At 69.9% G+C, this 8,634-nt stretch carries 8 protein-coding genes; 4 read left to right on the top strand and 4 right to left on the bottom strand.

Features of this window, described 5'->3' with window-relative positions:
• Positions 1–22: 22 nt before the first annotated feature.
• The 3 genes from H483_RS36350 to H483_RS36340 all read right to left on the bottom strand — a co-directional run bounded on the left by H483_RS36350 (position 23) and on the right by H483_RS36340 (position 3,183).
• Positions 23–1,516, bottom strand: coding sequence for a YdiU family protein (locus tag H483_RS36350; RefSeq protein WP_017838316.1), 1,494 nt, complete (start codon positions 1,514–1,516; stop codon positions 23–25).
• A gap of 4 nt (positions 1,517–1,520) precedes the next feature.
• Positions 1,521–2,279, bottom strand: a complete 759-nt coding sequence (locus H483_RS36345) for a potassium channel family protein (protein WP_017838315.1) — start codon at positions 2,277–2,279, stop codon at positions 1,521–1,523.
• Between the two features lie 85 nt (positions 2,280–2,364).
• A complete protein-coding gene (locus tag H483_RS36340; RefSeq protein WP_017838314.1) occupies positions 2,365–3,183 on the bottom strand; it encodes a mycofactocin-coupled SDR family oxidoreductase in 819 nt (272 codons plus the stop codon).
• 291 nt (positions 3,184–3,474) lie between these two features.
• Between H483_RS36340 and H483_RS36335 the strand changes: the two genes are divergently transcribed.
• From H483_RS36335 to H483_RS36320, 4 genes are all read left to right on the top strand, one after another.
• The gene (locus H483_RS36335; protein WP_017838313.1) at positions 3,475–4,950 is read left to right on the top strand and encodes a sodium/glutamate symporter; all 1,476 of its coding nucleotides are present in this window, start codon (positions 3,475–3,477) and stop codon (positions 4,948–4,950) included.
• 102 nt (positions 4,951–5,052) lie between these two features.
• Positions 5,053–5,268: a hypothetical protein gene (locus tag H483_RS36330; protein ID WP_017838312.1), complete on the top strand. Its 216-nt coding sequence runs from the start codon at positions 5,053–5,055 to the stop codon at positions 5,266–5,268.
• The gene (locus tag H483_RS36325; RefSeq protein ID WP_017838311.1) at positions 5,265–5,555 is read left to right on the top strand and encodes a hypothetical protein; all 291 of its coding nucleotides are present in this window, start codon (positions 5,265–5,267) and stop codon (positions 5,553–5,555) included. Before H483_RS36330 ends, H483_RS36325 begins: the two co-directional genes overlap by 4 nt.
• Positions 5,556–5,763: 208 nt before the next feature.
• Positions 5,764–7,908 carry a bifunctional lysylphosphatidylglycerol flippase/synthetase MprF gene (locus H483_RS36320; RefSeq protein WP_017838310.1) on the top strand — a complete coding sequence of 715 codons (2,145 nt, stop codon included), beginning with the start codon at positions 5,764–5,766 and terminating at the stop codon, positions 7,906–7,908.
• Positions 7,909–8,172: 264 nt separating this feature from the next.
• Here H483_RS36320 and H483_RS38925 read toward each other — a convergent pair.
• Positions 8,173–8,634 (bottom strand): putative PEP-binding protein (locus H483_RS38925; RefSeq protein ID WP_031265247.1); only part of this gene is annotated, 462 nt, incomplete at its 5' end.

Genomic DNA, 8,634 nt, shown 5'->3' with positions numbered 1-8,634 from the left:
CCAACCTGCGTGGGCAGAACACCTAGGTGCCGCAGAACGTGACGTGGGGGGAGGCGTCGGGCGGGGCCGGGCTGGCGTACCGCTCCAGTCCGGGACGTTCGGTGTAGGGATCGGCGACGACGACGAGGAGTTCGGTGAACGGCCCGAGATCTCCCGCCGTGGCCGCGTCCAGGGCCTCCTCCACCAGGTGGTTGCGCGGGATGTACACGGGATTGGCGGTCTCCATCACCTCGACCGAGGGACCCAGAGCACGCCACCTCGCCAGCCACCCGTCGGCCAGTTCCCCCACCAGTTCGCGTACCGGCGAGGTGTCGCCCGCCGCGGCCGGGATGAGCGCGCGGAAGAACGACGTGTAGTCGACGCGGGTCGCGGTGAGCAACCGCGAGAGTTCCTCCAGTAGCGGCTCGGCCGCCTCCGGCCCGGCCTCGTCGCCCGACCCGGCCGCCTCGCCCGAACCTCCCGGTCGGCCCAGCGCAGCGGGAAGTCCCAGCTTGGTGCGCATCCCCGCGGTCCAGGCCTCCTGGTAGCGGGCGGGGAACGTCCCCAGTGAGGCTGTCAGCGTCTCGACGGCCGCGTTCTCGTCGTCGTTGACCAACGGGATCAGGGTCTCGGCGAACCTCGCCAGGTTCCACTGCAGGATGGGCGGCTGGTTGCCGTAGGCGTACCGGCCCTGGGTGTCGATCGAGCTGAACACCGTGGCGGGGTCGAACTGCTCCATGAACGCACACGGGCCGTAGTCGATGGTCTCGCCGGAGATCGTGGTGTTGTCCGTGTTCATGACCCCGTGGATGAACCCCAGCAGCATCCACTGCGCCACCAGGGAGGCCTGGGCGTCGAGGACGCCCGTGAACAGCGCGAGGTACGGGTTCTCCGCGTCGGCCGCCTGCGGGTAGTGGCGCGCGATGGCGTGGTCGGCGAGCCTCCGCACCAGCTCGACGTCCCCGGTGGAGCGGGCGAACTGGAAGGTGCCCACCCGCAGGTGGCTGGCCGCCACACGGGCGAGCACGGCGCCCGGCATCGGCTTCTCTCGGTAGACGGCCACCCCGGTACCGACCACCGCCAGCGCCCGCGTGGTGGGCACACCCAGTGCGTACATGGCCTCGCTGATGAGGTACTCGCGGAGCATCGGCCCGACGGCCGCCAGACCGTCGCCACCACGGGCGAACGGCGTGCGGCCGGAACCCTTGAGGTGCAGGTCGCGCCCGTCCGGGAGCTCGCCCATCAGCAGGGCCCGACCGTCACCCAGCCGTGGGGAGTAGCCACCGAACTGGTGTCCCGCGTACGCCTGCGCGACCGGGGTGGCACCGGAGGGGACGTGGGTCCCGGTCAGCAGGCGGAGGCCCTCGTCCCCCCGGAGGTAGTCCGGGTCGATGCCCAGCTCGTGGGCCAGCGGCTCGTTGAGGGCGAGGAGTCGCGGCGTCGGGGCCTCGGCCGCCTTCCACGGCACACCGAGATCGGGGAAGTCGTGGGCGAAACCGTCGGTGAGCTGGACGCCGGACCGCTCCTGGGAAGTCATGCCCTCAACGGTACGTCTCCCCGGCCGGGCCAATCGGCTCCCCGGGGCCGGGGTCGGGCGCAGGTCCGGGTGCGGGCGCGGCTGCAGCTGCGGGTGCAGGTGCGGGGCCGGGGCGCGGACCGTTGAGTTCCGCACGGAGTGCCGAGATGTCCGCCGACAGTTGCCTCACCTGCGCCTGCGTGGCGGCCTGGTTGGCCTCGTCCTGCTCCGTCACCCGGTCGACGATCCACGAGGCCAGGGTGGCCGTGACCACACCGAGCAGGGCGATCCCGGCGATCATCAGGCCCGTCGCGATCAACCGCCCCACCGGGGTCACCGGTGCGAGATCGCCGTATCCGACGGTGGTGACCGTGACCACCGACCACCACAAGGCCTCGCCATAGGTCTCGATCGACCCACCGGGGGCTCCGCGCTCGGCATCGAGCATTGCGAGGGAGGACACGACCAGCAGGATCGCCGTCGACCCCGCCGCGTAGGCGATCACCTGACCGCGGACGGCGGTCCCCGCCGAGCGTTGCATGACGCTCAGCAGCATCACGAGCCTGAGCAGCCTCAGCGGCCGCAGCATGGGCAGGGCGATCACCGCCACCTCGTACCAGTGCGTGATCACCCACCGCCCCCGCCGCTCCGCCAGCGCCAGGCGTACCCCGAAGTCCACCGCGAAGAGCACCCAGGTCCCGATGATCACGACCTCGGTGACCACGCCCGCCGCGCCGACCGGGTTCACCAGAACCGTGACCGCGTAGGAGGCGAGGAAGGCCATCGCTGCTGCGATCAACGGCCACTCTGTCAGTTCTCTCCACCGCGCTTCCGTCACCGGTCGATGATGCCTCAGGGGCGCCGGCGTTTCAGAAGTACTGGGACCCGCCGTCGATGCTGATGTGCTCGGCGGTGATGAACTTCGACTCATCCGACGCCAGGAACGCCACCACGTTGGAGATCTCCTCCGGCTCGGCCCAGGTCTGCTCGAGGAACGTCGTCGCCATGAGGTTGAGCGGCGGGTTGGACTCACCCACCCGCTCGAGCCGGCTCACCATGTCGCCGCCGCCCATCGGGGTGGCCACACCACCGGGGTGGACGCTGTTGATCCTGATGTTCTTCGGCCCGAGTTCTGCTGCGAATGCGCGGGTCATGCCCACCAGCGCGTGCTTGGAGGTCGTGTAGTGCACCATGAACGGCTGGATCTTCTTGCCCGCGTACGAGCTGGTGCGGATGATCGAACCGCCGCCGGCCGCGATGAGGTGGTGCGCGGTGGCCATGACGGTGTTCCACACGCCGGTGGTGTTGATGTCGAGGGTGGCGCCGAAGTCCTCCGGGGTGATCTCGTCCCACACCTGGGGGATGCAGATGCCCGCGTTGGCCGCCACGATGTCGAGACGGCCGAGTTCGGCCACCCCGTCGTCGACGATCTTGGCCATGCCCGGCAGGTCGCGCACGTCACCGACCGACAGCAGAGCCCGGCGGCCCTGCTCCTCGACCAGCCGCCGCGTCTCCTCGAGGTCCTCGGGCGTGGCCGGGTCGTAGGGCACCGCGGCCGGCAGCGGGCCAGCCAGGTCGAGGCCGATGATGTCGGCCCCCTCGGAGGCGAGGCGGACGGCGTGCGTCCTGCCCTGCCCCCGCGCCACTCCGGTGATGAATGCGACCTTGCCCGCGAGCCTTCCGGCCATGTCCTTCTCCCGCCTCGGTGATGTGTTCCCCAACCTAGTCAGACCCGGCCCGTCGCGGACGGACTCGGGAAGAACGAGCTGAGGTGGGCGTCACCGGTCGATGAGGACCGACATCTCGCCCGGAGGCCGGGCGACGTGACGGCACGGTCACCGATCAGCGGATCAGGTCCTCTTCAGCGAGAACAGGGCGTACATTCCAGACAATCGGGGACTCGACCCGTCGATCGGCAGGTGTAGAGAGACGAGTCGGCGTCCACGCCATGTGTCACCGACCGGAACCGAGGTTGCACCATGACGGCCAATGCGGTGGGCTTCGCGCTACTCATACTCGGGTTGGCGCTGCTGATCGGGAAGATCATCCGCGTCAAGGTGGGGATAGTCCAGTCACTGTTCCTGCCCAGCTCGATCGTCGCCGGGGCCCTGCTGCTCCTGCTGGGACCCGAGGTGCTTGGCCGGTTCGGGGGGCCTTGGGGAGAGAACGGCCTGTTCACCGAGCCCATGGTCGAGGTGTGGTCCTCGCTGCCGGGGCTGCTCATCAGCGTCATCTTCGCCACGATGTTCCTCGGCCAGAAGCTGCCGACCGCGAAGCGGGCCGTGAAGCTCGTGGGCCCCCAGCTCTCGCTCGGCGTGTCCCTCGCCTCCGGACAGTACGTCGTGGGCCTGCTCCTCGCGGCACTCATCCTCGTACCGACCCTGGCGGCGGCGCCGATGACCGGTGCGCTCATCGAGATCGGGTTCGAGGGCGGCCACGGCACCGCCGCCGGTATGCGCCCGGTCTTCGACGATCTGGGCTTCGGCGAGGGCGCCGATCTCGCCGTCGGACTGGCCACCGTGGGCATCGTCGGCGGGATCGTGATCGGTATCGGGTTGATCAACTGGGCCGTGCGCACCGGGAAGACCGAGATCATCACCGGAAGCGCCAAGATGTCCCTCGAGGAGCAGAAGGGCCTCTTCCGCGAGGACGAGTACTACTCCGCCGGCAAGATGACCTCCCGCCCCTCCTCCGTCGAGCCGCTCTCGCTCCACATCGCCATCGTCACGGTGGCGATCCTCGTGGGGCTCGGGATCCTGGAGGGCCTGCGCTGGATCGAACAGGCGACCTACGCGTCGGTCATGCTCGACGAGAACACCCCGTTGGAGATCTTCGCCTACGTCCCCCTCTTCCCCATCGCCCTCCTCGGCGGCGTGATCGTGCAGTTCGTCGCCACGAAGGCCGGGTTCGCCCACGTGATCGACGCCCAGATCATGCTGCGGATCCAGGGCTGGGCGCTCGACTTCCTCATCGTCGCCGCCATCGCCACGCTGTCCCTGCAGGCCATCGGCGAGAACATCGGCGTCTTCGCGATCCTCGCGGTGGCGGGGATCGTGTTCAACGTCGCGGTCTTCCTCCTGCTGGCCCCGCGGATCATCGGCCGCTACTGGTTCGAGCGCGGCATCGGGGACTTCGGACAGTCCATGGGCGTCACCGCGACGGGCCTCATCCTGATGCGCGTGGTCGACCCACAGGCCGAGAGCCCCGCGTTCGAGGCGTTCGGCTACAAACAGCTGGTCTTCGAGCCGTTCTTCGGCGGTGGACTCATCACCGCCATGGCGGTGCCGATCATCTTCCTCACCGGAGTGTGGCCGCTGTTCTTCGTGATGCTCGCGGTCTTCCTCGTGGCCGTGCTCTCCGGGCTGTTCTACTTCCGGCCCAGGGAGATGAGAGACCGGGCGGAGTGGAAGAAGGAGAAGGAGAAGTCCGGCGCGGAGCAACCCGCGCGCGAGTAACTCCTCGACTGGTCAGCCCCGAGAGCACAACCGGGCCATCGCCGCCGCGCCGGCCACTAGGATTAAGAAAGCCCCACTTACGGACCGACCCCAGGAGAACCCATGCGGAAGAAGTCGTGGAACGAACTGTCCGATGGTCAGAAGACCGCGCTCCTGACCCTGATGTCCGTGCAGGTGTCCCTGGCGGTGACGGCCTGGACCGATCTGGCGTTCCGTCCCGCCGAGCAGGTGCGCGGCAGCAAGGGCAGGTGGGCTGCCATCATCGCGGTCAACTTCATCGGACCCGCCCTCTACTTCGTGCGGGGGCGGCGGAGATGACCACCCGGGGACGGGCGGGGCTCGCCGCCGGTGTCCTCCTCGTCGTCGTCCTGACCCTCGGCGCGTGCGCCGCGGGACCCAACGTCGACGTCTCCCCGGAGGGCCTCGGTTTCTGGTGGGGGCTCTGGCACGGGCTCATCCTGCCGGTGACCTTCATCATCTCCCTGTTCACCGACACCGTGACCATCTACGAGGTGGGCAACAACGGCAACTGGTACAACTTCGGATTCGTCCTGGGGATCGCGTTGTTCTCCGGTCCGGCGATGGCGGGCTCGCGCCGCCGTTGACACCGGCACCTGCGGATGGACCGCCGCGTCGGCGCTATGGACCTCGCAGAAGCTCACCTCGGCGATCGAATTGGCTGGTACATCACCTTTCGGCGGTCATTCCCCGATCAGCTCACCCGCCCGGGATCATCATCAACACGATCATCGTCGCCGCCGACCCGTGATCAACCGTCCGGCGATCCCTGACACGCGGCCGGAGGAAGGACGCATGAGCACCGAACAGATCGCCGAGGAGACCGACGACCCCGGGGAGCCGTCCCCGTTCGCCACCGCGGCCGGTGCCGTCTCGCGTGCCGCCCGCCGCCTCCCGGTCACAGCGATCGGGCTGGCGGCACTGCTCGTGACCGGGGTGGTGTTCGAGACGCTGTGGCGTTCCGCCCCTGACGCCCCGTGGTTCGAGGGCGTGGCCTACGGCGTCCCCGCGCTCGAGGGCGGCCGCTGGTGGACCGTGTTCGCCGGCCCGTGGTTCGGGATGACCCCTCTCCAACATGTGTCGCTCCTCGTGCTGGTGGCGGTGGGGATCGGGGTGGGCGAGTGGCGACTGGGGTCCGCGCGGACGGCGCTGGTCGCGATCGGCGGCCAGCTGATCGGGGTCCTCGGGGCGGTCGCCGTCCTCGTCCCCGGGAACGCGGTGGGGTGGGAGTGGGCCGCCGAGTTGTCCGTGGTGCTCGACGTGGGGTGCTCGACCGCGGTGATCGCCGTTCTGGCCGCCACCACCGCCACGCTGGTGTCCCCGTGGCGGCTGCGGGCGCGGGCGCTGCTCTACGGCTACGTGATCGTGTCGTTCCTGTTCCTCGGCCGTCTGGCAGACCTCACGCACCTCATCGCGTTCGCGGTGTTCCTGTTCGTGGGCGAGCGGTTCTTCTCACTCACCGAGCGGGGCCTGAGGCCCCGGACACGGCGGGAGACGAGGTTGGTCGTCTCGGCCGGGATGTGGTTCATCGCCGCGGTGCATGTGGTGGTGTACTTCGTCCCCGCGGACGGCCCCCTGGGACCGACCGAGACCGACGACGTGAGCCTGGCCGGAATGCTCGTGTCGGTCCTGGTCGCCGCGGTGACCGCCGAACTGCTCCGCCGCGGCTTCCGGGCGGCGTGGATGGTCGCCCTCGCCTACGCCGTGCTCACCGCGGTGGCCACGCTCGTCGTCACGGTGTTAGTGGTGGCGGCGGATTTCGAGAGCCTCGGCGCCGTCACGGCGGGCACCGGTCTGTTGTGGGCGGGCGAGGCCGCGCTGCTCGTGACCGGCCGGGGGGCGTTCGGGGTCCGGATCCGGCGCCGGGTCACCGGGTCCTCGGTCCATTCGGAGGAAGTGGTGGACCGCGTCCGCGCGCTGATCCGTCAGCACGGGGGCAGCACCATGTCGTGGATGATCACGTGGCAGCCGATGAACTACTTCTTCGGCGCCGGAGGAGTCGTGGGGTACCGCCTCCACGTCGGGACGGCGATCGCGTTGGCGGATCCTGTCGCCGCGTCCGAGGATCGCCGCGGGCTGCTCACCGAGTTCGTGGAGTTCGCCGAGTCGCAGGCCGCGGTGCCGTGCCTGTTCTCGGTGTCGGCCGAGACCGCCGAGACCATGCGGGATCGCGGGTGGCGGGCGCTCCAGATCGCCGAGGACACCATCATGGACCTGCCCGACCTGGCGTTCGGCGGCAAGAAGTGGCAGAAGATCCGCAGCGCCATGAACAAGGCGCAGAAGAACGGGACGAGTTTCGTCTCCGGGCTCCTTCGGGAGCAGCCGTCCGCGATCCTGGGGCAGGTGCGCGAGATCTCCGAGCAGTGGGTGGGGGACAAGGAGCTCCCCGAGATGGGATTCACCCTGGGCACGGTCGAGGAGGCGCTCGACGACGACGTGCGCATCGCCCTGGCGGTGGACACCGACGGGGTCGTTCAGGCGGCGCTGTCGTGGCTTCCCGTCTACCGGGGTGGCACCGAGGGCGGCGTCCGCGGGTGGACACTGGACGTGATGCGTAAGCGCAACGGCCCCGGCGCGAACAACATGATCGAGTTCCTCATCGCCCGCTCCGCGCTGGAGTTCAAGGACGAAGGGGCTGATTTCGTCTCGTTGTCCGGGGCTCCGTTGGCGCGCAGTGGCGACGACGACGAGGTGGCCACCCTCGACCGCGGTCTGGACCTGCTCGGCCAGGCCCTCGAGCCCTACTACGGGTTCCGCTCACTCCACCAGTTCAAGGCCAAGTTCAACCCTCGGATCGAGCCCGTGTTCCTGTGCTTCCGCGACGAGGCCGATCTGCCGCGAATCGGCGTGGCGATCGGCCGGGCGTACCTGCCGGGGGCGACGACCCGCCAGCTCGCCGCGCTGGCCCGATCCGGGAAGTCCGAGACCATCGACGCCTGAGGCGCCCGCCCCTCGATCACGCCCGCCCCTCGATCACAGGCATCCGCTCCCGCGCCTGCACGCCCCACCCCCAGCCGCCCGATCGAGGGCATCCGCTCCCGCGCCTGCACGCCCCACTCCCAGCCGCCCTCCGGGATGGACTCTCGCGCGAGCCGTGGCGCAGGCGAGAGTTCATCGCCGCGGGCGGCTGAGGGTGGCGGGGCGGCTGAGGGTGGCGGGGCGGCTGGGTGTGGGCGGGGGCGCGGCTGCTCCTGCGGTTGCGGCTCAGGCGCCGGCCGCCATGACGGCGGCCCGGGCCTCCCGCGCGGTGTCGCAGTCCAGTGCCAGCGCCGCCAACTCGCGGCACCGCTCGAGCGTCACCTCGCCCAGTGCGGCGCCGACGAACGGCAGCGCCGCGGTGGCCACCGAGAGCGAGCTGACGCCCAATCCCAACAGCACGCAGGCGAGCTGCGGATCCGCCGCCGCCTCGCCACACACGCCGACCGGGACGCTCCGCCCGCCCGGGGCGGTGGCGGCGGCCCGGGCGACCGACCGGATGAGCCGGAGCACGGCGGGCTGCCACGGGTCGGTGAGCGCGGCCAGGCCGGAGGACATCCGGTCCGCGGCCATCACGTACTGGGTGAGATCGTTGGTCCCGATCGACAGGAAGTCCACGTAGGGCAGGAAGCGGTCCACCGCCACGGCAACGGCCGGGACCTCCACCATGATTATGCCGAGGTTTTCGTT

The sequence above is a fragment of the Dietzia sp. UCD-THP genome (genome assembly GCF_000349585.1).
GTDB classification, from domain to species: domain Bacteria; phylum Actinomycetota; class Actinomycetes; order Mycobacteriales; family Mycobacteriaceae; genus Dietzia; species Dietzia natronolimnaea_A.
Note: the sequence above shows the minus strand (reverse complement) of the source record. Positions and strands in the feature narration are given on the sequence as shown.